The 22,232-nt window shown below is 54.0% G+C and carries 22 protein-coding genes and 2 pseudogenes; 15 read left to right on the plus strand and 9 right to left on the minus strand.

What is annotated here, in order from left to right; genetic code table 11:
- Nucleotides 1-16: 16 nt before the first annotated feature.
- A complete protein-coding gene (locus ACZ5FM_RS22950) occupies nucleotides 17-973 on the minus strand; it encodes a BMP family protein (protein ID WP_464041368.1) in 957 nt (318 codons plus the stop codon).
- Between the two features lie 178 nt (nucleotides 974-1,151).
- On the opposite strand from ACZ5FM_RS22950, the gene ACZ5FM_RS22955 reads away from it, so the two are divergent.
- The 3 genes from ACZ5FM_RS22955 (at nucleotide 1,152) to ACZ5FM_RS22965 (ending at nucleotide 3,768) form a co-directional block, all read left to right on the plus strand.
- A complete protein-coding gene (locus ACZ5FM_RS22955; protein WP_250983747.1) occupies nucleotides 1,152-1,733 on the plus strand; it encodes a TetR/AcrR family transcriptional regulator in 582 nt (193 codons plus the stop codon).
- Between the two features lie 60 nt (nucleotides 1,734-1,793).
- Nucleotides 1,794-2,156, plus strand: coding sequence for a GGDEF domain-containing protein (locus ACZ5FM_RS22960; RefSeq protein WP_464041542.1), 363 nt, complete (start codon nucleotides 1,794-1,796; stop codon nucleotides 2,154-2,156).
- 160 nt (nucleotides 2,157-2,316) lie between these two features.
- A complete protein-coding gene (locus ACZ5FM_RS22965) occupies nucleotides 2,317-3,768 on the plus strand; it encodes an HD-GYP domain-containing protein (protein WP_464041369.1) in 1,452 nt (483 codons plus the stop codon).
- A 111-nt stretch (nucleotides 3,769-3,879) separates the two neighbouring features.
- On the opposite strand, the gene ACZ5FM_RS22970 is transcribed toward ACZ5FM_RS22965, so the two are convergent.
- On the minus strand, nucleotides 3,880-4,536 hold the full coding sequence (locus ACZ5FM_RS22970; RefSeq protein ID WP_464041543.1) for a LysR substrate-binding domain-containing protein: 657 nt from the start codon (nucleotides 4,534-4,536) through the stop codon (nucleotides 3,880-3,882).
- A 42-nt stretch (nucleotides 4,537-4,578) separates the two neighbouring features.
- A pseudogene (locus tag ACZ5FM_RS22975) lies at nucleotides 4,579-4,770 on the minus strand (LysR family transcriptional regulator); the annotation flags it as partial.
- Between the two features lie 117 nt (nucleotides 4,771-4,887).
- On the opposite strand from ACZ5FM_RS22975, the gene ACZ5FM_RS22980 reads away from it, so the two are divergent.
- From ACZ5FM_RS22980 to ACZ5FM_RS22995, 4 genes are all read left to right on the plus strand, one after another.
- Nucleotides 4,888-5,367, plus strand: coding sequence for a RidA family protein (locus ACZ5FM_RS22980; RefSeq protein WP_312948133.1), 480 nt, complete (start codon nucleotides 4,888-4,890; stop codon nucleotides 5,365-5,367).
- The gene (locus tag ACZ5FM_RS22985) at nucleotides 5,361-6,557 is read left to right on the plus strand and encodes an aminotransferase class V-fold PLP-dependent enzyme (RefSeq protein WP_464041370.1); all 1,197 of its coding nucleotides are present in this window, start codon (nucleotides 5,361-5,363) and stop codon (nucleotides 6,555-6,557) included. The genes ACZ5FM_RS22980 and ACZ5FM_RS22985 overlap by 7 nt, the downstream gene beginning before the upstream one ends.
- A gap of 14 nt (nucleotides 6,558-6,571) precedes the next feature.
- Nucleotides 6,572-7,354 carry an SDR family oxidoreductase gene (locus ACZ5FM_RS22990; protein WP_464041371.1) on the plus strand — a complete coding sequence of 261 codons (783 nt, stop codon included), beginning with the start codon at nucleotides 6,572-6,574 and terminating at the stop codon, nucleotides 7,352-7,354.
- Nucleotides 7,355-7,511: 157 nt separating this feature from the next.
- Nucleotides 7,512-7,799, plus strand: a complete 288-nt coding sequence (locus ACZ5FM_RS22995; protein WP_312948139.1) for a putative quinol monooxygenase — start codon at nucleotides 7,512-7,514, stop codon at nucleotides 7,797-7,799.
- Between the two features lie 157 nt (nucleotides 7,800-7,956).
- Here the strand turns inward: ACZ5FM_RS22995 and ACZ5FM_RS23000 are convergent, their stop codons facing one another.
- Together ACZ5FM_RS23000 and ACZ5FM_RS23005 are read right to left on the minus strand one after the other, a co-directional pair.
- Complete coding sequence (locus tag ACZ5FM_RS23000; RefSeq protein WP_259148087.1) at nucleotides 7,957-8,286, minus strand: HNH endonuclease; 330 nt, start codon at nucleotides 8,284-8,286, stop codon at nucleotides 7,957-7,959.
- Between the two features lie 323 nt (nucleotides 8,287-8,609).
- Nucleotides 8,610-9,104, minus strand: a complete 495-nt coding sequence (locus tag ACZ5FM_RS23005; RefSeq protein ID WP_464041372.1) for an N-acetyltransferase family protein — start codon at nucleotides 9,102-9,104, stop codon at nucleotides 8,610-8,612.
- A 585-nt stretch (nucleotides 9,105-9,689) separates the two neighbouring features.
- On the opposite strand from ACZ5FM_RS23005, the gene ACZ5FM_RS23010 reads away from it, so the two are divergent.
- The 3 genes and pseudogenes from ACZ5FM_RS23010 (at nucleotide 9,690) to ACZ5FM_RS23020 (ending at nucleotide 12,117) form a co-directional block, all read left to right on the plus strand.
- Complete coding sequence (locus ACZ5FM_RS23010; protein ID WP_259148084.1) at nucleotides 9,690-9,998, plus strand: type II toxin-antitoxin system RelB/DinJ family antitoxin; 309 nt, start codon at nucleotides 9,690-9,692, stop codon at nucleotides 9,996-9,998.
- Nucleotides 9,995-10,288 (plus strand): annotated as a pseudogene (locus ACZ5FM_RS23015) (type II toxin-antitoxin system RelE/ParE family toxin). The gene ACZ5FM_RS23010 and the pseudogene ACZ5FM_RS23015 overlap by 4 nt, the downstream one beginning before the upstream one ends.
- Nucleotides 10,289-10,737: 449 nt before the next feature.
- Nucleotides 10,738-12,117 (plus strand): GntP family permease, encoded by a 1,380-nt coding sequence (locus ACZ5FM_RS23020; protein ID WP_259148082.1) that lies wholly within the window; start codon nucleotides 10,738-10,740, stop codon nucleotides 12,115-12,117.
- A 531-nt stretch (nucleotides 12,118-12,648) separates the two neighbouring features.
- Here ACZ5FM_RS23020 and ACZ5FM_RS23025 read toward each other — a convergent pair.
- Entirely contained in the window at nucleotides 12,649-14,604 is a 1,956-nt protein-coding gene (locus tag ACZ5FM_RS23025) for a methyl-accepting chemotaxis protein (protein ID WP_275642917.1), read from the minus strand.
- Nucleotides 14,605-15,049: 445 nt separating this feature from the next.
- The gene (locus tag ACZ5FM_RS23030) at nucleotides 15,050-15,970 is read right to left on the minus strand and encodes a LysR family transcriptional regulator (protein ID WP_312948150.1); all 921 of its coding nucleotides are present in this window, start codon (nucleotides 15,968-15,970) and stop codon (nucleotides 15,050-15,052) included.
- A gap of 374 nt (nucleotides 15,971-16,344) precedes the next feature.
- Between ACZ5FM_RS23030 and ACZ5FM_RS23035 the strand changes: the two genes are divergently transcribed.
- The 3 genes from ACZ5FM_RS23035 to ACZ5FM_RS23045 all read left to right on the plus strand — a co-directional run bounded on the left by ACZ5FM_RS23035 (nucleotide 16,345) and on the right by ACZ5FM_RS23045 (nucleotide 19,030).
- On the plus strand, nucleotides 16,345-17,628 hold the full coding sequence (locus ACZ5FM_RS23035; protein ID WP_275642919.1) for a Gfo/Idh/MocA family oxidoreductase: 1,284 nt from the start codon (nucleotides 16,345-16,347) through the stop codon (nucleotides 17,626-17,628).
- A gap of 635 nt (nucleotides 17,629-18,263) precedes the next feature.
- Nucleotides 18,264-18,539 (plus strand): hypothetical protein, encoded by a 276-nt coding sequence (locus tag ACZ5FM_RS23040; RefSeq protein WP_464041373.1) that lies wholly within the window; start codon nucleotides 18,264-18,266, stop codon nucleotides 18,537-18,539.
- Nucleotides 18,540-18,733: 194 nt separating this feature from the next.
- A complete protein-coding gene (locus tag ACZ5FM_RS23045) occupies nucleotides 18,734-19,030 on the plus strand; it encodes a hypothetical protein (RefSeq protein WP_464041374.1) in 297 nt (98 codons plus the stop codon).
- A 23-nt stretch (nucleotides 19,031-19,053) separates the two neighbouring features.
- On the opposite strand, the gene ACZ5FM_RS23050 is transcribed toward ACZ5FM_RS23045, so the two are convergent.
- Entirely contained in the window at nucleotides 19,054-19,872 is an 819-nt protein-coding gene (locus ACZ5FM_RS23050) for an alpha/beta fold hydrolase (protein ID WP_312948545.1), read from the minus strand.
- A 663-nt stretch (nucleotides 19,873-20,535) separates the two neighbouring features.
- Between ACZ5FM_RS23050 and ACZ5FM_RS23055 the strand changes: the two genes are divergently transcribed.
- Nucleotides 20,536-21,060 carry an NUDIX hydrolase gene (locus ACZ5FM_RS23055; protein WP_312948157.1) on the plus strand — a complete coding sequence of 175 codons (525 nt, stop codon included), beginning with the start codon at nucleotides 20,536-20,538 and terminating at the stop codon, nucleotides 21,058-21,060.
- Between the two features lie 207 nt (nucleotides 21,061-21,267).
- Complete coding sequence (locus ACZ5FM_RS23060) at nucleotides 21,268-21,474, plus strand: hypothetical protein (RefSeq protein ID WP_312948160.1); 207 nt, start codon at nucleotides 21,268-21,270, stop codon at nucleotides 21,472-21,474.
- Nucleotides 21,475-21,898: 424 nt separating this feature from the next.
- On the opposite strand, the gene ACZ5FM_RS23065 is transcribed toward ACZ5FM_RS23060, so the two are convergent.
- A complete protein-coding gene (locus ACZ5FM_RS23065) occupies nucleotides 21,899-22,165 on the minus strand; it encodes a hypothetical protein (RefSeq protein WP_192490308.1) in 267 nt (88 codons plus the stop codon).
- Nucleotides 22,166-22,232 lie beyond the last annotated feature (67 nt).

A 22,232-nucleotide genomic window follows, 5' to 3' on the forward strand; every position in this document is an offset into this window, starting at 1 on the left:
CTGCCGGCAATCGGGCTTACTTTACGGAGATTTCGCCGGAAGCAAGCTTCGGAAGCAGTGCATCCACTTCGGCGGGCACGGACGCCGGAACCTTCGGCCCGTAAGTCCCGATGCGCGTCGCATTCTTGTGGTCGAAGCTGAAAATATAGGGTTTAGGCTCAAGCTTGCCGGACTTCGCCAACCCGATGACTTCGCCGAGCGCGCCGCGCATGTCAAAGACCGCTGACTGAATGACCGTATCCGGCCAGTCCTTGATCGCATCATAATAGATGCCGATCGCCATCTTGTCCTTTTCCTTGGCTCCCTGAAGGCTGCCGACGACCGCATTGTCCATGGACGGAAAGATCACGTCGGCGCCTTGGCCGATCAGATTGAGCGCAGCTTCCTTGCCCTTGGCGACGTCGTCCCAATCATTGGTCCACGCGGTCATGACCGCTCCGTCGGGGCGGGCGGCCTTGAAGCCTTTCTCGAAGCCTTCACCAAGTTCGACATAGAATTTCAGCTTCTGCGCGCCGATATATCCGGCCTTGCCGGTCTGTGATGTTTTTCCGGCGACATACCCCATTGCATAGCCCATGGACGGGAAGTCATAGCTGACTACGGAAACGTTCTTGCCGGCCTCGACACCATTGACGACGAGAAATTTAGTATCCGGGAAGCGGCCTGCAACGCGGTCGACAGCATCCTGAAATTCCCCTCCGTGACCGATGACGAGATTGTAGCCACGGCGCGCGTAGTCCGCCAGCGCTTGCGGTTGGTCAGGTTGCGCCGTCTTTTCGCTATAGGCGAACTCGATGCCAAGCGCGTCGGCAGCTTCCTTGACGCCTTCATAGCCTGACTGATTGAAGGAATTGTCGGTGATAACGCCAGGAAGCACGATCGCGACCTTGAAATCATCAGCGGATGCAGGCGTGATAAGGCCACCGAACACTAGCGCGGTGCCGATTAATCCATTGCGCAATGACTTAATCATGTAGATAGTTCCCTTTGGTTATATTTATAAAAATTTTTATGACATAAAATATTTTTGTCAATTAAATATTTAGCTTAGTTATTAATCGAACCAGACGAAAAAACGGATAAAAAACAGGCAGATAATGACTGAAACGGGACTTAGAGAACGCAAAAAGGCAAAGCGTCGCGAACTTATAATGGATATTGCACGCCGTAAGTTGCGGGACGAACCCTATGGTGACGTCACAGTTGAATCGATTGCCTATGAAGCAGGCATTTCAGGCGTGACTGTTTACAATTATTTTGGTCATAAGGCTGGTCTGTTGCTGGCACTTGTCGAGGAAAGCGACCGCAGCCTTACCCGACGACTGATTGAGGAGCAGGCGGTGCTGGCGCATGATGCACCCGATTTCGTGGGTTACTGTGCCGACTTCGCGCAACGTCTTCGTCTTCACGCTACCGGCAACCTTCCCAAGCCGGTCTGGCGCGAAATTCTGGCTGCGTCGATCCAGAGCGGAAGTGAAGAATTCGGGCGCAGCTACCGGGCCCTCGACGTGGCGTTAACGGATTTCCTGGCTCATTGGGCGCGTATCTGTATAAAAGCAGGCACGTTGTCGGCTGCGATCGATCCCGACGCGCTAGCTGACACGATCTTTCAGCTTCAGAACGCACGGTTTCAACAGTTCATGAGCGATGACGGAATTTCAGACCTCGAGATTGATAGGCTAACGCGTAGAGACTTTGCTCAACTTAGCCAGTTATTCGCTGTCGGCGGCTAGCATTGGCCGGATGGCGCGAATAGACCTGATTTCTAATTCTATAGTCAGTCAGGCGCGTTTATAGGTGACCATTGCCTTAAAAGAGTGGCAACAACAATTTCCGCATCCATTAGACGCCCGGCTGACAGCTGCGCCCGTTATGGTGGCGAAGAGTTCGCCGTCGTTCTCCCGAACACGAACGAGGAAGGTGCGTTTTTACTTGCAGAAACGATGAAGCGGGCCGTCGCAGACCTCAACATTTCGCATGAAGACAGTAGCTTCGGGCACGTAACGATCAGTATTGGGGTCGCAACAGACATTGCCAACATTGATCAGTTGAGCTTGTTCAAACTAACAGACGAAGCGCTTTATCGAGCAAAAGCCAGTGGCCGCAACGCTGTAGTTGCGTCCTCCCACGGTGGAGAGCAAAAAATAGAAGCTTAGCCATGTCAGGTTGTTTTATACTCAATACTTAAAATTAGCGCGTTTGTTAGCTCGATCTAATTAATTGATTTCGATGGCTTTTCTGCCGTTTTAGTGTCTTCGATCAATGATTTTGAAACGCTCTTCCAAATATTGTGGTCGTTCAAACGAGGGCCACTCCATGACCGGCATAAAAATCCGCCTGGCTGAAATTATCGAAGCGTTGAGCAAGGCGCTCGATATGACAGAAGGGCAGCCGGAAGGACATTGCATTCGGTGCTGTTACATTGGAACGGAAATCGGGCGCGAAATTGGACTTGAGGACAGCGATCTCCGCGACCTGTATTATACTCTTCTGTTGAAAGACCTTGGGTGCAGCAGTAATGCTGCCCGCATTTGCGAACTCTACCTTGCTGACGATCTGAGCTTCAAACACGATTTCAAACTGGTCGATGGAAGTCTCGGCCAGGTGCTGCGTTTCGTGATTGGTCACACCGGGATGAAGTCGGGTTTGGCCGAGCGCTTTCGTGGAATTCTGAACATTCTTCAAAACGGCGGCACTATATCCGCCGAGCTCATCCAGACGCGATGCCAAAGAGGCGCAGACATTGCCCGTCAGATGAGGTTTTCTGAACAGGTGGCAGACGGTATTCTTGCCCTTGATGAGCACTGGAATGGTGGCGGAAAACCAAACGGCGCTGCAGGTCTGACAATCCCATTATTTGCCCGTATTGCGCTCTTATCACAAGTCATCGACGTGTTTCAGGAATCCGGCGGCCCCAACAGTGCGTTGAGGGAGATAAGGAAGCGTAGGGGAGAGTGGTTCGACCCCGATTTGGTAGATGCTTTCATCCGGCTGTCATCGCGCTCAAATTTCTGGGAGACTTTAGTCTCGCCTGATCTTGAGGCCCTGGTGCTTGCGTCGGAGCCCGGACAGCAGGCCGTCATGGCTGACGATGATTATCTGGATGATATCGCCGCCGGTTTTGCGAAAGTCATTGATGCAAAAAGCCCCTACACGTCAGGCCATAGCGATCGTGTTGCGCTCTACACGGATTTGATTTCTGAAGAAATGGGTATCGGTTTTGAGGATCGTCGGCTTCTGAAACGAGCTGCTCTTCTTCACGATATAGGCAAACTCGGCGTGAGCAACAGCGTGCTGGACAAGCCGGGGAAGCTTGACGATCAAGAGTGGCTGCAAATGAAGCGCCATGCGGAATTCTCCGAGCGGATTCTGTCCACAATCGGAGCGTTTTCAGAGGCAGCGTTAATAGGGGGCGCTCATCATGAACGGTTGGACGGTAAAGGCTACCCGCGGGGTTTAACCGCGCAAGAAATCCCGATGGAAGTCCGAATTGTTTCTACTGCTGACGTGTTTGACGCACTTACCGCCGATCGACCCTACCGATCTGCAATGCCGATAGACAAAGCCATAGGAATCCTGCGAGAAGGAGCGGGAACATCGCACGATCCTATTTGCATCGAGGCATTGGAACGGGCCCTTGACAGAGCAAAACTGGGCACGTTTACGAGGCCAGCACTACAGCAAATAGAGGCTCGTTACGCAATGCCGTCTCATCAGCGCAGTAGTCAACTTTCGGCTACGTCCGCCCGAGATCGTCGACGTTGGTAACGCCTGGTCGAGCTTTAGCCGAAGGAGACGTTGCAAATTTTGTTGGCATTCAGTTACGGGCCTGATTCAGAAGAAGGAAATGTTACGGTCAACGCGTACGCCTGACCCAAGCTAAAATTGCAGTTCGGCTTTGAGCCATTCCACGAATGCCTCGATAGCGGCGGCATTTTTTGAGTTTAGATCACATACCGCCCAATAGGCTGCCTTCTCTGAGCTGAAACTGACTGGAAACGGCTGAATCAGCCGCCCCTTTCGCAGATGTTCCTTGACGAGCAGGTTTCGGCCCATGGCTATACCCTGTCCATCAAGTGCTGCCTGCAGGACGATATTGTAATCGGTTAGGCGTATGTGTCTGGCTTTGTCGAGGGAGAGGTTCGCGCTCTCGCTCCACAATTGCCATTCGAGCCCGCTTTTCGCCTGCAATATGGGGTGAGGCAGCAGATCATCGGTAGACTGGAAGCGGGATCCGTCTCCGAAAAGAACCGGGCTCATCACAGGTGAAAGCTCCTCATTCGCGAGATGAATGCCTCCCTGCTTATCCGCACTAAAGTCACCGAAACGGATTGCGACGTCTGCTTCTCCGCGATTTATGTCCACCACATGCAGAGTTGGGTCTAGATCCAGCTCTATATTCGGATATTGCATTTCAAACCGCTCAAGGCGACTGATCAGCCAGTTTGCAGCAAAAGATGGTAAGAGGCTGACGCGCAGATATGTCTGGCCTGAGCGTGCGCGCAACTGCGCAGTCCCTGTCGCCAGCAGGGACAATGCCTGATCCACGGTGTCTAGAAACATCACACCCTCGTCAGTCAACCCGATGCTTTTGCTTTTGCGTTGGAAAAGCTGCGTGCCCAATGCGGTTTCAAGCTGCTTGATATGATGACTGACGGCGCTTTGAGTAATCAGCAACTCCTCACCAGCCAGCCGAAAACTTAAACGGTGGGCTACGGCCTGAAATACCCTGAGAGCGGGCAGTGGAGGAAGAAGGGGGGAGCTGCGCAAATCTGGTCTGCCTCACGAGTGTTGTGCGTGACATTAACAATTTCGATCGCAGGCTGCAAAGCTTTGAATTGGTCGATGGCACGGATTTCTTCCATGAATTAAAAAAAGGAGAAACACATGTCGATATCCATCAGCGAAAAGCTCAAGACTCTCGGAATTGAACTGCCTGCTCCAACTGCGCCTGTCGCAAGCTACGTCTCTGTGACAAAAGCGAACAATCTCCTGTTCATTTCAGGTCAGATCAGCAAGGCTCCCAACAGTGAGGTTCTCGCGGGAACACTTGGTAGGGATTGTGCGGATGATCAGGGCACCGAGGCCGCCCGCATTGCGGCCATCAATGTTCTCGCTCAGATCGTAGCCCATACGGATGGCCTGGTTTCATCCGTGCGCCGTGTCCTCAAGCTCGGCGTCTATATCGCTGCAACACATGAGTTCAAGGATCACTCCCAGATCGCAAATGGCGCTTCAGACCTGATGGTTGCTGTCTTCGGTGATGCTGGCAAACACGCAAGGGCCGCACTCGGAATGAGTTCGCTGCCCGCCGGAGCTGCTGTCGAGATCGATGCGATTGTTGAGTTGGAGGAAAGCAGGTGCTGACAGACGCCAGGGTCAGGAGCTTACGAGCTGACACCCCAGGCTGCGCCGAGCTCATCCATTTCAACCATGCTGGCGCATCGCTTTCACCAAGGGCTGTCGCGGAGGCGGTGACACGACACTTGGCACTTGAATCATCACGTGGTCCGATGGAGGCTGCAGCCGTTGTCGCAGATCTGCTTTCAACCATACGTCACAATGCGGCAAACCTGATGGGTGCAGAGCCCGAAGATATCGCATTCGGATCGTCGGGGTCCTCCGTGTGGGGCATGGTTTTTGCGGCACTGCCACCGCTGCGCGAGGGCGACCGCATTCTTGTCGGTCGCCACGAATGGGGTGGAAATGTCGCTACGATGCAGCGCGCGGCAAGCAGAAGCGGCGCCCGCATTGAGGTCATTCCCTGCCGCGAGGACGGAAGTGTCGATCCGGATGCGCTGGCCCACATGATTGATGATACGGTAAGGCTGATTTCATTGACCTGGCTTCCCGCGAATGGTGGCCTGATCAACGATGCCGTGGCCGTTGGCAAGATAGCCAACGCCGCGGGCATTCCCTATTTGGTGGACGCCGGGCAGGCATTGGGTCAAATCCCGATTGATGTAGCAAAGATCGGTTGTGACGTGCTCAAAAGTGCCGGACGGAAACATTTGCGAGGACCGCGTGGGACCGCGCTCTTGTATATTCGGCCCGAATTTCTCCACAAACTCGATCCGCTTTTTGTGGATGTAAGTTCAGCTCCTCTTGTGAATGGTACGCCATTCCTGCGGTCAGATGCGCGTCAGTTCGAAATGTCGGAGACATCAATCGCATTGCTTATGGGTTTGGGAGAGGCGATTTCCCTTGCTTCGGAGTTGGGTGTGGCGGCAATTCGGGACCGCATCGGCGTGGTTTCCGCAAGCCTTCGGGAGAGATTGCGGTTTGTTCCCGGGGTCGAAGTGCGTGATCTCGGATCGACATATTCGGGACTGGTTTCATTCACGGTAGACGGCATCCTGGCCTCAAACGTCAAAAGTAGCTTAGCCGAAAAAGGCATCAACATCGGTGCAAACGGGGTGTCATACACGCCTTACGATATGACAGCTCGCGGTTTGCAGGAAGTGGCCCGCGCTTCGGTCAGCTACCTCAACACCGAAGATGAGATCGTCCAACTTGTTGAAGCGGTTGAAGCAATCGCCCGGATGGCCAAACGATAGAAGGAGAACGCGCAATGGATCTTGGAATAGCTGGCAGACGGGCAATCGTCTGCGCAAGTTCAAAAGGGCTTGGCAAGGGTGTCGCGCAGAAACTCGCGGAAGCGGGCGCCATCGTCACGCTCAATGGCCGGAACCCTGAAGCACTTGCGTTGACTGCAAGCGAAATTCGAAAACAGACCAATGCCGAGGTTCACATGGTCGTTGCTGACGTGACCACGGCGGAAGGTCGCGCGGCACTTCTGGACGCGGAACCATCACCGGACATCCTGGTCAACAATGCTGGGGGCCCACCGCCGGGGCTTTGGTCCGACTGGACTGAGGATGACTGGCTCAAAGCTCTTCACGCGAATATGCTTGCGCCGATATTGCTGATGAAAGCGGTGCTGCCGGGCATGATCGACAGGAAATGGGGAAGGGTGATCAATATCACCTCCGCATCTGTCAAAGCGCCGATCCCCGAACTTGGGCTTTCCAACGCGTCGCGCAGCGGGCTTACCGGTTTCGTTGCCGGAACGGCTAGGCAGGTGGCAAAACACGGGGTCATCATCAACAATCTTCTACCCGGTTCACACGAAACAGATCGTACAGAGGGTTTAATGAAGAGAACCGCCGCAGAACAAAGTATCAGCCTCGATGAGGCTCGACGCAAAGCACATGCGCTCAATCCGACAGGCCGGTTCGGCACGCCAGAAGAGTTTGGTGCCGCCGCCGCCTTCCTGTGCAGCCAATACGCAGGCTATATCGTTGGACAAAATCTTTTGCTCGACGGCGGGGCGTTCCAATCCACTTACGGATAGGGTGGTGAAAAGACGCGTGTCTTTACCGGTATGAGATAGGCAATGGCGGCTTCTCGGCCGCCATATCGTCAATAATAGTTCGGCTCCTCATAGCACCACATGTCGACGCGATATCTGATGGACGAACACGGCCAAACGCTGGAATTGGAGAAACAATATGGACAAACCAGAAACTCAGGTTCGGCTCTCTGGCCTCCTTCGCTGCGCGACCGTTGATGAGGTGGAGATCGTCAAAACGCACCTGCCTGATCATATCCGTCTGACCAAGGCAGAGCCGGGTTGCCTCTCCTTTGAGGTGTCGCAGACTGAAAACCCTCTCGTCTGGTGCGTTGAAGAAGTGTTTTCGGACCGAGCCGCCTTTGATTTTCATCAGCAGCGTACTCGCGCATCCGAGTGGTTCACAGCCACGTCAATGATCCAACGGGACTACGTAGTCACTGAATAACTGTGGATCGGCCATTTAACGCAGTTTTCCCGCAAAAATGCGTTTCCGCTACGTTGCCGCATCAATGTTTTACCAGGGGTCAAAGCATTAAATCGGGGCAGGCAACGCGCAGGCAATCTTAAATCAAGCCTTGAGCGCGTAGTCTGGTGGCCAATAGTCAGCGACGTCGGCCCCGCTCCTCTGCTTCATCATCGAAGCCAATTGGTTTTGTTTTTACCCAACTGACGAACTTCTGAATCGCGGGGTCCTCGAGAATAGCTGAGATCGTGGAGAATTTCTTTGCCAACTGGGCGTCAGTGAAGCCTGCATGTATGTGGCTATGGCATATCCGATGCAAAGGCACCGTGACCCTGCCACCCTTACTCCGGGGAACAAGATGGTGGTGCTCGATCTGGTCGTCAGGTATCACCCGCTCGCAGAGCTGGCAGATGACGGGCTCCGCCTCCACATCTTGCGTAGTAAAATTGTCTCTCTGCTTGCGTGCCATTGATTTGGTGCCTCTCTATCGGCTGTCAGACTGCGTTCGCGCCGCATCGATAGACCAACCCAAGCATGCCGACAACGCCAAGCCGTTTTCGACAAGGCACTGGCGTGTGCATCGGAGCAACATCGGCGACTAAGTACGATCAGTCGATCCTCGTGACGAGCGATAGGATATTATAGAATATTGCCCATGATTGGCAGTCTTTGCTTTGGCAGGTTGTCGGTTCACATCTATTCGAGAGCACATTAGTCTTGATGGCCGAAATTTGCCCAAACCGGTCATATAAAAATAGCCGCGACGCAGATCCTAAACTGTTCGCAGCGTTGTTAAAGAAGCAGCTTCAGGTCCCTTTCAAATCGGTGGGTCAGCACAAAGAACCTTTCATTGCTAGTCGCTGGTGTCCAAAGCGCGTCTTCGTAGGAACCAGATAATTCCCACCCCTGCCGCGCATAAAACCGCTCAGCCCGAATGTTGCCGGCCGTACAGAGCAGCATCGCTCTTGCTATCCCGGACTCACTCAGAAGTTTCTCAGCGAAGGATAGTAATGTCTGGGCCACGCGTGTACCACGAGCACGGTCGCTGACATAGAGTTTGACAACCTCAGCTCCCTTTACGGAGACGAACCCGACTATGCCAATGTCGTCTGCTGCGACGAAGAATGCGTCCTCCGCTTCAGTCAGCCAGAGACTGAAATCGTCCTTAGACCGATAAGGCAGCACCCCATCAGGCACAAGGTTAGCATGGGCATCATGCCATCCTTGGTGCCAGAGCTGGACAATCTCCTCATAATCAGCGGCTTTTGCGGGGCGAATTTCGACCATCTGTTCACTCTCTGGTTTTGTCCGTACAGCTGATCTGGGAGTTCTCCGAGGGAAGCATCCTCCGATGTCGGCGCAATACTGTCATAAGGCCCCAATTTTTGGCTTATCATCAACGTCGCTTTCGAAGGAAGATTGAAGCCTTTCAATGTGCCTTAGTCGAAGGGGACGTTCGCGGTTTGCCATAACTCTGAATGATGGGAGGTAGACTTGTGGCATCTTCTCAAGCCGCCTGCCAAAACCTTATCGGGAACTCGGTCTGCCAGCACTGTTTTATCCTGTGGCAAGAATCGCCCTTAGTGATGCTACATCGTTCCTGCTGTGACCTGGAGAAGCCGTTTGCTGTTACATTGTATGTCGCAACGACAGCAACGTCATCACAGTTGGTGCCGCTTAGGCTTATCGAGCTCTCGGTGTTTCCAAATGAAATCAATATCTGTGTCGATTCTACAGGCCGTTGTTTGTTGCGAGACAGTTCGATCTCTCCCACATCTTAAAAGAGCCGTCAGCAGGATTATCCCGCCGTTAAAGTTCATCCAGAAGATGTCATTCAATTGCATTACTATTCCGACAAATATGGAGATAGTCATGGCCGCAAACGCACTTGTCCAAACACGTATTGATGCCGAGGTTCGAGACCGTGCCTCCGCCGTGCTCGAAAGTATGGGCCTCACCGTATCTGATGTGGTTCGTATCTTGCTCACGCGGACTGCCAACGAGGGGGCGCTACCGCTTGAACTTCTTTCGGGCAGTGAAGCGCATGATGCCTGGTTTCGGACCAAGGTGCTTCAAGCGTTGAACGATACTCGACCGGATCTATCAGACGAAGAGGTTGAGGCGCATTTTGCAGAACGGCGAAAAGCCGCCCGTCTAAAAGCAGGCGCACCAAAATCGTGAAACTTGCCTGGTCTGCATTTGCGCTATCAGATCGCGATGCCATCTTTACATAAGTCGAAATTGACAATCCCGCTGCCGCAGTTCTGATCGATGAACGAATAGTCGCCGCTTCTCGTCGTTTACTCGATTTCCCGGCGAGTGGGCGCGTGGGCAGAATTGCCGGGACACGCGAACTCGTTATCAATGGCACGCCTTACGTCGCGGCATACACTATTACCGAGACGAAAGTTCGGATCCTTCGTGTGCTTCATGGGGCGCAGGAATGGCCGGAGTATCTGCCGCCCAGTTAAACGACTCGTGACGTGGAGATGATGGATAAAATTGTCAGGTCCCCACATCGAGATGGAACCCACATGTCGCTCTTCATCGAGCGCGATCATTTGTGACTCGCCCTCGGTCTGACTGTCGAAATCATCAAGCGTCGGGTCCGAGCACCGCTCCCATACGAACGCTGCACGGCGTGACCGTAGAAAGAGATCACGAATGGCGGGTACATCGACGGGCAGGATGGGTCGAATGTTAATCGCTTAGTTTTGCTTTCGAGTTTTTCGCGCGCGTAGGCGGATGGTCACGAAGAGGTGACGCTCGCGCGCTTCTTTTCAGGAGAATTACGCGTGATCTCGTTGAGTGGTGCTGTTCTTTGTCGTAAGGCCTCGGCTCAGAAATCTTTTTAAGTTCAACAGGGATTTTCAGAAAAGCGGCTGTCAACAGCCACTCCATCACATCAAGGAGCTTATATTTGCCGGAATTTGAACAGACATTATCCGCAGGCACACTGATTTCGATAGCGGTTGGCGCTGTCGCGCTACTATTGTTGCTCATCATCAAGTTTCGTGTCCACGCCTTCGTTGCCCTTATTCTCGTCAGCTTCCTGACGGCGCTTGTCACGGGCATCCCGATGGCAAACATCATGAACACACTGACAAATGCATTTGGCTCTACACTTGGCGGCGTAGCGCTGCTTGTCGGACTTGGCGCAATGCTGGGACGCCTGCTCGAAGTATCTGGTGGCGCACAAGCTCTCGCCGATGATCTTGTCCGGCGTTTTGGCGAGCAACGCGCGCCAATGGCCTTGGGCATCGCCTCCCTCTTTTTCGGCTTCCCGATCTTCTTTGACGCAGGCCTCGTTGTTATGCTGCCTGTGATGTTCACGGTTGCGCGTCGCCTGGGCGGAAGTCTCCTGCTGTATGGTATTCCTGTTGCGAGCGCGTTCTCATGCATGCATGTCTTCGTGCCACCGCACCCAGGGCCGGTTGCCGCCTCTGAGTTGCTCGGTGCGGACGTTGGTCTACTCGTCATTGTCGGTCTGGTTGTTGCCGTCCCGACCTGGATCATTGCTGGTCATTTCTTCGGCAAATGGATCGGCAAACGAATCCTTTTACCCGTTCCCCAAGTCGTTCAGAAAGACGAAACGCCTGAGGACGAGGCGTCCCTGCCAAGTCCCGGACTTGTCGTCGGGCTCCTGCTTTTGCCGCTTGCGCTGATCTTCATGAATACAGGACTTGATTTCGCCCGGGCTCAGGACTGGGTGGATAAGGATGCAGGCTGGTTTCAGTTGTTACGCGCGATTGGTTCGACGCCTATTGCCCTCTTAATATCTGTTTTGGTCTCGGCCGTCGTTCTTGGACCAATGCGGGGTCGTGATCCTATCAAGGTTGAGCGCATCGTCGACTCCGCTCTGGGTCCGGTTTGCTCCGTTATCTTGATTACCGGCGCAGGAGGCATGTTCGGCGGTGTCCTTCGTGCCTCGGGGATCGGCGATGCTCTGTCGAGCGCATTGGTCGATATCGGTATGCCAGTTTTTGTGGCAGGTTTTCTGGTTGCAACGGCATTGCGGGTCGCACAGGGTTCTGCAACAGTTGCCCTGATTACAGCTGCTGGACTGATCCAGCCTGCTGTCCAGGCTGCCGGTTACCAGGGCATTGAGCTGGCGGCCATCGTCATTGCGATCGCGTCCGGTTCTGCTGTACTTTCACATGTCAACGATTCCGGCTTCTGGCTGGTTGGCCGTTTCTTTGAAATGGACATTAAAACAACGTTCAAGACCTGGACTGTTATGCAAACGTTAGTCGGCCTTGTGGGCTTTGCTATATCGGGTTTGATTTTCTGGTTGGCTTGAGCGGTGCGAGTGCGCAGATCAGGAGGCTGACTTCAGGTCTCCGATAAGCGTGGGCACGTGCCGAGCATTAAAAGGGTCGGTTATGGGGGGGGCAGGCGTTCATTGCATCCATACTTTGGATTGCCTCGTCCCCTCGATGCCAAGGATAGCTGCTCTGAGGATTTGTCGGGTTTCGGCATCTGCGATTAACTTCATGAAACCCGGTGTCTCATCTTCTCAACGGCTCCGCTGACATGGCTCATGTAGTCGTGTCGGTGTGAGGATGGGGCGGGCCCCCCCATGCTCTTGCCTAGCGCGCCGTCGTGTGCCGCTTACGGCGCCGACTGGAGAAACAGCTAAAAACAAACTCTGGCTGTGGGCTTACTGTTCCGCCGATCCTCATTGCCGTTCAGCCACTGATTACCCGGTCTTTGTTGGAAAGACCATCGGTCGAGAACCTGCCTTTACCGTAAGCAAAATTCCCGACCATAGTTATTTCAAAGTTTCGTTAAGGGCTGGACGAATAAGCGCCCCTAGCAGCAGTCTTGGATGTCAGAATTCTTCCCACGAATCCCGTGCAACGGCAGCAGCAGAGCCACCACCAAATGCGCCCGCGATCTTGCGGCCAAGCGCACGTGCTGGAGATGGCGCTGGTATGGACGCGCTTGACGCAGAGCGGACAGGTGCGGCAGTTGGAGCCGAGCTGCTTGCACCCGCGCCGTTGCCCAGATTGAAGCGTGACAGCAACTGGTTGAGAGATGCAGCTTCCTTGGCAAGGCTGTGGCTAGCCGCGGTCGACTGCTCAACCATGGCTGCGTTCTGCTGCGTGCCCTGATCCATCGTGTTGACGGCAGTATTGATTTCCTGAAGGCCAACCGACTGTTCGCGTGAGGATTCCACGATGGCATTGATGTGCCGGTTGATTTCCTGGACTTCAGTGACAATCACTTCCAGCGCGCGACCCGTTTCACCGACCAGATTCACGCCTGAGCGAACATGTTCACCGGAAGTGGTGATCAGTGCCTTAATTTCTTTCGCAGCCTTTGCCGAACGCTGCGCCAGTTCGCGAACTTCCTGTGCGACGACTGCAAAGCCTTTACCAGCTTCACCAGCGCGTGCAGCTTCGACACCGGCGTTCAAAGCAAGAAGATTGGTCTGGAAGGCAATCTCATCAATAACGCTGATGATGCTGGTGATCTCACCGGACGAGCGCTCGATCTCGTTCATGGCCGTCACGGCCTGACGCACGACTTCACCTGACTTCTCCGCCCCATTACGGGCCTTGGCAACGAGGTGGCCGACCTCTTCGGCACGGTTGCTGCTATCCTTCACTGTGGTGGTGATCTCTTCCAGCGCGGCCGCTGTTTCTTCGACCGATGCAGCCTGCTGCTCGGTACGCTTTGACAGGTCGTCGGCCGCAGAACGGATTTCATTGGCACCAGCGTCGATACCGCGGGCATTCTGGCCGACGGCACGTAGTGCGTCATTCAGATTGGCAACCGAACCGTTGAAGTTGTTGCGTAGCGTATCGAGATGGGCAACAAAAGGTGTTTCGATGCGGTAGGCAACATCACCATCTGCAAGGCGATCGAGACCCTTGGCCAGTTGATCGACGGCGAATTGCGTGTCGGCAGCGTCCCGCGCCTTCTGGGCCTCTCGTTCCAGGCGTTCCTGTTCGGAAAGGCTGCGGTTCGCGTCAGCTTCTTTTTCGAGGCGAATTTTCTCAAGGGCGTTGTCACGGAAAACGGAGACAGCCTTTGCCATCTGACCGACTTCGTCCTTGCGGTCCTGCCCATCTACAGGTGCAGTCGTCTGCCCCTGGGCCAGCGAAATCATGCGTTCACGCAAGGCTGCGATTGGAGTGGTAATGCCTTTGGCGGCAACGATGAGTGATGCAATGATGCCAAGCGCGAAGGCCACGCCGACGACCGTCAGCGAGGTGAAGATAGTAGAATTTGTCTGGTTGGTCAGTTCGTCACTTCTCACGGCGACCGTTTTCAATATCTGATCCAGAAACGTTGCGCTGTCGGTGGTCAGAGGCAGGATCAGCGTGTCGGCTTTCGCGAGAGCCGCCCTTGCAGGGTCGTTCTGGTCCGCTTGCCCCAGTTGTACGGCCTCGTCGGTCAGGGCGACGACGTCTTTCGTTCTCTCTATGATTTTGTCGATCGCAACACTCTCGCTGGGAAAGAGTAGTTTCGTATTCTGAAGACGCTCAAATAGCTTACTTTTGCTATCGTTGTAAAAGTCCACCGCTGTTTTCATCGCTGGATCTTCCTGGCGATAAGTCAGGATTTGATAGGCGGCATATGCGGTTGCCACGACATTTCGGTTTGCGCGCGACATTTCCACGCTTGCCGCAGCGTCATTTGAGATAAAGTCGGAATAGCTTGTATCTGCTTGTTTGTACCGGGTGGAGATAAAGGCTGTGGCGCTCAAGCCAACCACACACAGGGGAAGGATCAGGGACAGAATTTTCGTGCGAATGCTCGCATTTTTAAGAAATGACATATTTCCTCGCGGTTCTATTTTGAAGTCGCGAACACGAAGCAGGGAGCATTACGACCGAGGCCGGTCGAACGAAAAACTCTGCTGCAGGGGATTCGGCGTGGATATGAAGAATAACAGACGGTGCGTGCCATCATGGCGACCTGATCGATGCTCTGTCGCGCCTATGCTTAGTTAGTTATGGTTTAAATATAATTAAATATCATTTCTTGAGGTTTATCGAAATTATTTTGATCTATTTTGGCAACTTGTAGTATATTTTTTCTCCTTGCCTGCGGTGCAATTTCAACCTGTGTGCGATGATGGTTTGCCGTCGCGCAATTTCATAAACGCCCGCGTGATAGTTGTTGTTATCGCCGCTGGTCCCGAGCTGCCGTCCCGACGATAGCCAGCCGTCGAACGCCCGGTTGCCTTCTCGTTACCGTGGGCGGGTTAACAATACTTGTCTTCAAATCGCCGATGGAAACAGTCCCGCCGCCTCGGCACGGGCTGATATCAGGCAGATGATGTCCTTAATCTTGGGATTGGATCTGCTCTCCGGCAGAAGGTAAAACCCCATCACTGCCAGGCGGCGAGGACTATTCGGGCAAATCTTCACCTCTCGCAGACCCTTTTCGACAAAATAGTCTCTCAGGACATCGCTGTGGATCAGCACTGCGTCCGTACTCTGCGCAAAACCGATGCAGGCATCCATCGAGTTGCATGCGAATGCGTGGCCAGTGCCGTCGAGGTTTTGAGCACCTGTCCCTGAGATGAGGCGCTTTTGACGAGCCTCTGCCGGATTCGCCATTGTCGTTGGATAGTTACGGATTTCGTCAATTTTACGGGTTCCTTCAAGAAGCGGATGCCCTTCACGGACGAAATATCCGTCGGTCGCTGATCCCAACGGAATGAAATCGACCGCAAGCCCCGGCTTTAGATGGTCGATGCGATGTCCCATGAACAGGGAAATGTCGCCAGCGACCAGCTGGTCCATGCAGCGCATCATATTGCCTATGCTGACATTGATTGGTGCTGCCGGGTGGGCTTTGAAGTGTTCGATCACAAAATCCTTCAAAAGCAGAATCCAGGTGGAATAGCCGGTTCCGATACTGATGCCTTCTTCCAGCTCCGCTTTCTGCCGGGCGATTGTTGTAAGGGCGTTCGTGTGTAGGCGGTTCATCAGGATCGCGCTGTTGTAGAGCGTTTCCCCATAAGGGCTCAGCTGGACACCGCGTGCCGAGCGATAAAAGAGTTCCACACCCAGTGACTGTTCCAGTCGCTTGATGTTGTAGCTCAGTGCTGGTTGCGAGATGTGCAGTATCTCTGCCGCTGCCATGAATGACCCAGCTTCGGCGACCGCCACAAATTGCTCAAGTGCTTTGTTCATGTCCGCCTTCTCTTCTCCATAAAGAAATTTTATGAATGGTCGGAAATATTATATTTGTCCATATACCTCGAGAGGGCTAACTTCGCCGTGCAGAGCACACTTAAGGAGGAAAAGTGGGGACAATTAATAATCCCACCGGCCAGTTTGTTGGTTGATAAGCTGACCCCTGGCACCCGGCGTGCCCTGCCGATCTGCCGATCGTGCCGCATCGCGGACTGATCCGAAATATTGCACCTATTCGATGCGGAAGGTTGCGCCCTGCGCCGGTAAAGCGAAGTAGCGTCCTTCTCACGGGACAATCAGAAACACGTGGCTGCGTCAGATCGGCATCATTGATCGAAGCGGTTTGGCGTGAATGGAAGAGGAGATAGTCGATGGCCAAGAAAAAATACGTCATCGTTGGCACAGGCGCGCGCGCCCGCATGTTTTACGAAGCCATTGCGCGTAATTTCAGCGCGCAGAATGAACTGGTAGCACTTTGCGATACCAACCAGACGCGCATGGATTACACCAACAAAGTGCTGATCGAGGAGTTCGGCCTTAGCCAGTTGCCCACCTATAAGGTCGAGGATTTCGGTCGCATGCTGGATGAGACAGCTGCCGATGTCGTGATCGTCACCTCGATCGACCGTACACATCACACCTACATCATCGCGGCGTTGGAAGCTGGCCGTGACGTCATCACCGAAAAGCCGATGACCACGGATGTGGTCAAATGCCAGCAGATCATCGATACGGTCAAGCGTACCGGTCGCTCGGTCCGCGTCACTTTCAATTACCGCTACGCGCCGCACAATGCGGCTGTCCACGAGATCATCGCTTCAGGCGGAATTGGTGATGTCTATTCCGTCCATTTCGAGTGGTTGCTCGATACCAAACACGGCGCCGACTATTTCCGCCGCTGGCATCGTGACAAGCGCAACAGCGGCGGGCTAATGGTGCACAAGTCCACCCACCATTTCGATCTCGTCAATTTCTGGCTGCAAAGCCAGCCACAGACCGTGTTCGGAATGGGTGATCTGCGCTTTTATGGCCGCGCCAATGCCGAGGAGCGGGGCCTGTTCACGCCTTACAACCGCACCACCGGAGTTGCCGCCGCTAAAACCGATCCCTTCGCCATCGACCTGACCGAAAGCCCGGTCCAGAAAGCGCTCTATTGGGATGCCGAACATGAGGACGGTTACCAACGGGATCAGAACGTCTTCGGGGATGGCATAAGCATCGAAGATACGATGCAGGTCATGGTGCGCTACAAGAGCCGCGCGGTCATGACCTATTCGCTCAACACCTATGCGCCCTGGGAAGGATTTAATGTTGCCTTCAACGGGTCGAAGGGGAGAATCGAACTCATGGTTCGCGAAACCTCCTATATCAATGCCGGTGGTTCTTCACACGAGGAAGGCGCTGCAAAGGGTATCCAACTCTATCATTTCCCGCTGCACGGCGAACCGCGTATCGTACCTGTCGTGATGGAGGAGGGCGGTCATGGCGGTGGCGACAACCGCATGCTGGCAGATATCTTCGGTAGTTCGAATTCCGGCGGTGCCTTCGCCGCAGATTTTCGCGATGGTGCCATGTCAATCCTGACCGGCCTTGCCGCCAACCGGTCGTTCCAGACGGGCTTACCGGTCGAAGTCGACGATATGGTCCAGTTCTGAGCGGTTTTTCAAAGCGCGTGCAACGTTTTCGGCGGCACGCGCAATGCTTTGTTGGGACACGTCGGCGTGGGCGTGTCCAGCAAGGTTATCGTCTGGAGAGCAGCGCACCCCTAGAGAACTGAGTTTGATGTGCCGATATTTTGCACGAGGCTCCATTCGCGGTAGCGTTTTCGACAGACGGTACACGTCCGCGCCAACGAAGCATGGCATGGTTGGCTTGGAAATGGGGAGCTCCACCCAGGCCATGAGGGGACCATCCAGGGCAATACAGTTGAGGCGACTGCACGGTGAAATCGGTGAAGACGAGATTAGCATCCTTTCGGATATAGTGGCCGCGTTCCGCGCTTTTTTTCAATAGCGAGGCCCCCGGGGAGGGCATTAGTTCGAACATGAGAGCTTCTGGAACCTCTCCGTGGCATTGCATCGAGTCGAAACTTTTTGCACTTCGTCGCGGTAGAACCCGGCTCTTTCGTTTTTCAACACTCGATAGACCAACTCCGCCATCGAACGCTCGTCCACGACACGCCGGTTAACCAACATCCCGTATTTACTATGCATTAAGCATGGTCTAAGCGGCGCGGGAACCTCCAACTGAGCGCGGGCATTCCGATTACGGTGTTGCAGATGAGGATAGAATGACCCCCCAATTTCATGAGCGCTACATAAGCCGTGCAGAACATAACGCCATAGTCGCATATTACAAAAAGCTTGTCGTGCAGCTTCATCAGAACCGGCAAACAGCGAAGGACGAAAGCCACCTCAACAATTCGACTTGCACGTCAAGTAGTGAGGAACTGACAGTTTATCAGAGCTGTGAAGAGGTAGGAGGCGTCGATCTAAGCTCAGGCGGCAATGTTGTCGTGGTGGATTTCGCTCGCTGTTCGGCGATGAACTCCCAGCGCAACGAGTAAGCCATGCACAATGTGGCTGACGCAACTCCGACCGGCGCGACGCGGCAGGCCTCTTCGGCGGCGTAAGGCTCGAACTCACCCCACAGTGCCCGAAGCTGCTGGGCCCGTCCATTTGGAGTAAAAGTTTATTGGCGTGCGAACGGGACTTGGCTTTGATGATCTTCGGGTCTGGCAACCAGTCAGTCTGACAGGACGTGCAGTCCGAAGTTAGAAAGGTCACATCTTTCACCCTCATGCTGCCTCGCCCCGAAGATGCTAAAGTCGCTGGTACAGACGCCACTCGAAGCTTGCTCGTCGAAAATCGGCCTGAAACGATCGAAACAGTGCTCGTCATTGATGATCAGTCACCGGTGCGTATGTGGATTGTCGATGTGCTGGAAAAACTACGCTACAGGTCTATCAATACTCGCGACGGTTCTACGAAAATGGGTTTCCTGAGATCAGATATCCACGTTGATTTCGTGATCGTTGAGATAGCGAGCGCAAAGTAACATTTGCGCTCGCCCGTTTTTGCTTAAGACAGAAACGCAATAAGGTCCTGGTTGAGGCGATCAGGGACCGTTGCGAACAGGCCATGGGGTTCGCCATCATATTCGATCAGTTTCGCCCCTGCGATAGCCTTCGCGGCAGCCCGCCCAGTGGGATCAATGGGGACGGTTTTGTCGCCTGTACCGTGAATCACCAGTGTTGGAACCGTGAAGGCAGCAAAATCTGCACGGAAGTCGGTCTTACCAAATGCATCTACGCAATCGATTGTGGCTTTCGGGCTCGCCATCACACCCAGCACAAACGACCAGTCCAGCACACCTTGGCTAACAGGCTTAGTGACATATCCGACGCCGTAAAACGTCTTGGCAAAGCTTTGGAGGAAAGCAAAGCGATCCTCTCTGATGTCTTTTTTCATTCCCTCAAAGACGCTTCCATCGACACCGTCCGGGTTCGTATCATCCTTGAGTAAGTACCCCGCGACCGATGCGACGAGCACGGTTTTACAAATCTTGGATGCGCCGTGTCTCGACAGGTAACGGGCAATCTCGCCTCCACCCATGGAAAAACCGACAAGCGCAGCACCTTCCAGATTAAGACCATCAATAACTGAGGCCAGATCGTCAGCGAAGACGTCGTAATTATAGCCACTTGCGGGGTGACCAGACTGTCCAAATCCACGGCGGTCATATGTGATGACTCGGAAACCGGCCTCGAGCAGAGCAACCGTTTGATATTCGAACATGTCGCCGGTCAGGGGCCAGCCATGGATCAACACCACAGGGCGTCCTTGACCCATGTCTTTTACGTGCAAGTTAGTCCCGTCTTTTGCTTTTATAAATGCCATTATGAAACTCCTTGGATAATGCCAATAGTAAAGCTCACAGCAGACATCTTGTTCCTCGAGATCACATTCCAGGAATCTCGTTTGACTGATCGTTGCGCCGACCAAGCTCTTCATCGAAAGGGCGAAGACGCGTCATATGGGCGCTTGTGAAAGACATCACCACTGTCAGACGCAAATCGCCGACGGCGTTTTAGGCTACTGAAGACTTCTATGAGGTCATCGCGCACTGGCCCAGATGTCATGCGTTCTCTTAATCGTGCGGCAAAACGTCGCCTTGAAGGATACGTTTCCTCTGCTTACCTAACTGTCATGCGAAATACTTGGGTCATTCAAATCTCCTGGCTTACCGATCAAGCACGCTCCGTCACCCGGAGCTGGCAGCATTGATCCTGTAACGCCGCCACAGACCCAGCCGCTCCGGGCACACACGTAATAGAAAATGCGGTTTCGTTACACGTCGTTGAGGCGTGTCATGGAGCGTATCATGTCCCTTTTTCGACACCATCCCACCTGCGTCACATGCAACCGAAAACTGCCGGGTGCTGCGGCCCGTTGCCCATGGTGCGACACCTTTGTTCCGTCCACAATCGACCGCCGCTCTGCCGTTCGTAAGCAACAGGCGTCTCTAGAGACATTCCTTTTGCTCTCGGAGGATGCCGGACTATGACTTGCGCGATGACCTTGAGCGGTAAGACCCTAACAGGTGGCGATACGGACGAGTTGCAGCTGGTCGGGGTCTTTCCGTGGCGTATCGGGCGTGATGGCGAACGGACGGTGCTGCTCATCACCTCGCGCAGGCAGGGACGATGGATCATGCCCAGGGGGTTGCCCGTGAAGGGAGAACCGCCCTTTGTTGCGGCGTCCCGGAAGGCTTTCGAGGAGGCGGGCATCATCGGTGAAATTTCCACCGTCCCGGTGACAACCTACCAATACATCAAGGTCCTTGACGAAGGATCGCAGGTTGCCTGCCGCGTCACTGTGTTCGGTATGAACGTGCGTGGCACGTTGACCCACTGGCGTCAGAAGGAGCAAAGACACCGACGGTGGTTTTCCCTCGAAGCAGCGGCGGACAAGCTTGATGATATCCAGCTTGCCGAGTTCGTAAGGACAATCGACTCGGAGCCGGGTCGCCTTGAGCAACACAACCGTTCCGAGGGACTACGCGACCACCATACGCGAGGTGCCTGACGTGCCGACGATATTTCTGACAGGCTTCGCAGGTTGGATGCCTTCTGTCTTTCCAATTCGAAGGACCAGTGCCGGACGCTAACTGCCTGGCGCCAAGAGCTGCGATTGCAACATTGGCGCCAGGTGTTTCCCAATCCGTGACTGAAACTGTGGGGCAAGCCTGGCCCTTTGTGCCAGCGCATAATCCATATCCAGAAAGAGCCACCAATGACTTTTAGATACACCCATACGTTCCCCATCAGCGGCCCGAACAAGTTGCCTCGTTTCAGGCGGTGGGCGGCCGAAAATATTCCGGGCGTCGCCGTGTCCCTGCCGCCCCAGGTGCCGGTCAAGAGTGAGGCCCTCACGGTGCGATTGAAGTCCCTCGAGGATCGCAACACGCTGATCGAAAAACTGCAAGGTGTGGACTTGTAAGGTAAGCCTTCGCGGCAAGCGGCCGGTCGGTGATTGTCCTGTAGAAAGACTGTCACGCGCGTAAGGTCATAGGGAGGCCGTGCCGCTTACCGCATTTTTCAGGCATAAAAACCCTGTCAATGCATGTTTCTGGTATCTTGTTGCCGCCGAGCTTGCGAAAGGGAGGGCCATAGTCGGTGGCGCCATGCAGAATATGAATGATGACTACTTTTGCATTGTCGACGCGTTAGAAGATCGGATAGTCGGGCAAACGCTTCACAGAATACTGTGATGTTCGTTGCGAACCACCAGGGTAGAGCGACTGGTGTGTCGTCGATCCCCATCGAGAGTTTTCGTCACCGACAAGTAGCAGCTAGAATCCCTGAACACTGATATGCGTGTCTTGTATAACGAAAGTGTTTGAAGCCTGTATGGAACTGGAGACCTAGCGCCCCGGCTTGCGCGGCTCACCGCCTTGAGCGTAGGCTGTCTTTTCCACAAATCGGAACTGGTTGCCGCAGTGCGAGCAGCGGATCATGAATTCCGAGGGAATGCTGGATGGACGCTCGGCACGAAATCCGCGCGGCATCTCGTCGACGCGAAAATCGACATTAGCTGAACGCTTATCGTCGGTTTCCGAGACTTCTGCAAAGCCTTGGTGACCACAGTTTGAACATTCAAGCTTTCGGGAATATCTGTCGCGCGCTGCCATCTGACATCCTGTTATTTTTGCGATCAGGTAACAACCAACGGAAGACATTTCAATGTGCCAGATCCGG

This window comes from Agrobacterium sp. 5Ca50, assembly GCF_055381905.1.